The sequence below is a fragment of the Alkalinema pantanalense CENA528 genome, from assembly GCF_050753345.1.
Lineage (GTDB): Bacteria > Cyanobacteriota > Cyanobacteriia > Leptolyngbyales > Leptolyngbyaceae > Alkalinema > Alkalinema pantanalense.
Map to the genome: position 1 here is coordinate 1 of NZ_JBLZFX010000216.1, position 1,735 is coordinate 1,735.

Annotated in this window: 3 protein-coding genes; 2 read left to right on the forward strand and 1 reads right to left on the reverse strand. The window is 49.1% G+C overall.

Annotated features, from left to right (window positions below; translation table 11 throughout):
- Window positions 1–217: 217 nt before the first annotated feature.
- Window positions 218–403: a hypothetical protein gene (locus tag ACN4EG_RS27690; RefSeq protein WP_431628555.1), complete on the reverse strand. Its 186-nt coding sequence runs from the start codon at window positions 401–403 to the stop codon at window positions 218–220.
- A 116-nt stretch (window positions 404–519) separates the two neighbouring features.
- Here ACN4EG_RS27690 and ACN4EG_RS27695 point away from each other — a divergent pair, with 116 nt between their 5' ends.
- Window positions 520–753 carry a hypothetical protein gene (locus tag ACN4EG_RS27695; RefSeq protein WP_431633513.1) on the forward strand — a complete coding sequence of 78 codons (234 nt, stop codon included), beginning with the start codon at window positions 520–522 and terminating at the stop codon, window positions 751–753.
- Window positions 754–995: 242 nt separating this feature from the next.
- Window positions 996–1,550, forward strand: a complete 555-nt coding sequence (locus ACN4EG_RS27700; protein WP_431633514.1) for an RpnC/YadD family protein — start codon at window positions 996–998, stop codon at window positions 1,548–1,550.
- Window positions 1,551–1,735: the final 185 nt, after the last annotated feature.

The following is a 1,735-nucleotide window of genomic DNA, read 5'->3' on the forward strand; positions in this document are numbered from 1 at the left end:
TCTCAATGCCATGGTCAAGCAGGGAACCTTCTGGAACCCTGCGGCCATAGCTAATCCAGGGCAAGTTCTGCCCCAACCTACTTGACTTTCAAGATAATCGCTAGCCCCCCTTAAAAAAGGGGGAATTGAGGAGAATTCTTTCAAATTCCCCCTTTTTTCTAGCGCAGCGGCGCGTTAGCGCGGGAATTTAGGGGGATCGGAATTTCTAGATCACCGCTTAGCCTTCTAGCATAATCTCCCTAGCTGCCACGCGCACGACGGTAGGTTCTCCCCGTTTGCGAACGGTTTGACTCCATTCGTGGGCGCTGATGAAGTTGAGAACGTGCAAAATGCCAATGGCAGCATCAACAGCATCGTTGTCACCGCTGAGTTGGAGTTTGATTTTCTTGGTATAGCGAGTCATTGGTTTTCCTCAAAATTGAAGTAAATGGACGAGGAAAACCCAAAAAGCTAGCCGCCCCGATTTCTGACATGGCGAAACAGGGCGGCTTGGGGTGCTAAAATGCAATCCAGGTCACCATGCTGCTACAGACAGCTTGGGGGCTTAGCGATCGTTTTGAGGGCCTTACGCTCAAGGCGATCGCGCTAGTTTTTCGGGCTTATCAGCAGCAGGATTTGAATCTCCGATTGCTGCTTAACTATAGCAATGTAGCGGCGATCGCTGTCCCCGTCAACCGTAGAGGGTGGTTAAGTTTTGTAGCGCGATTAAAGAACATCAGTAAATTGCAAATATCGTCGATAGCACAGATCTGATCTCCCCTAGCCCCCCTTAAAAAGGGGGGAATTTAGCCAAATTAGTTCAAAGTCCCCCTTTTTAAGGGGGATTTAGGGGGATCGAGCATTCGCGATCGACGATGTTTTCAATCTATTGCATTAAACGACAATCAACTTATCAAATGCGATTCCCCCAGCGATTGTTTTTCTACTTCTCTCGGTTGCACCAAAAGCATTTAAAACGAATTTACCCGATGACCTTCGGTCGGTTGTAGACCATTGTGCTTTTTTCCTACGAACAGCCAAAGGAAGCGGCTCAGAATCAATACAGCGTAGAATTTCCCAACTTAAAGGTGTTGGAATTTAACTTTGCGTCGATTCAGTTAAATCGGTTGAACTGGCGGGACTTTCTCAATCGCCCGAATCCAGTAGCGGCAGCCTTGATGGCGAAGATGGCGATCGAGGAGCGCGATCGACCGAAGGTGAAGGCGGAATGTTTGCGGCTGTTGGTGACGCTGAAGTTGAATCCCGCTAAGAGTCAGTTGATTTCCCAGTTTGTGGATAGCTATCTCCGATTGAATGCACAGGAAGAGAAACGGTTTCAAGCTGAAATTGATAAACTAGAGGTACGGGAAAAGGAGGCGATCATGGAAACGATGACCAGTTGGGAAGAAAAGGGGTTGGAGAAGGGCCTGAAGCAAGGCATTGAAGAGGCTACTCAGACGATCGCGCTGAATCTACTTCGTCAAAAGGTTGAGATCGAAACGATTGCAATTGCTACGGGACTGACTGTTGAGCAGATCCAAGCGCTGCAAGCTCAGCTCACGGATCAGTAAAGGTGGAGAATTAAGGGTCGATCGCATAATGCCATAAGCTCGATCGCTTGAGAAGGAGAGAAAAATACGATAGCGTTCTAGAGAGCCGATCGAGGTGATGAGATGCGGAATCAGATGGCGGGTTGGGTTGTGGGGTTGGTGATTGGGACGACGGCGGCGGTGGTGGGTGGGCTACCTGGTGTGGC

Coding starts and splice junctions, on each gene's coding strand:
- ACN4EG_RS27690 (WP_431628555.1), bottom strand. CDS start 403: ATGACTCGCTATACCAAGAAAATCAAACTCCAACTCAGCGGTGACAAC.
- ACN4EG_RS27695 (WP_431633513.1), top strand. CDS start 520: ATGCTGCTACAGACAGCTTGGGGGCTTAGCGATCGTTTTGAGGGCCTT.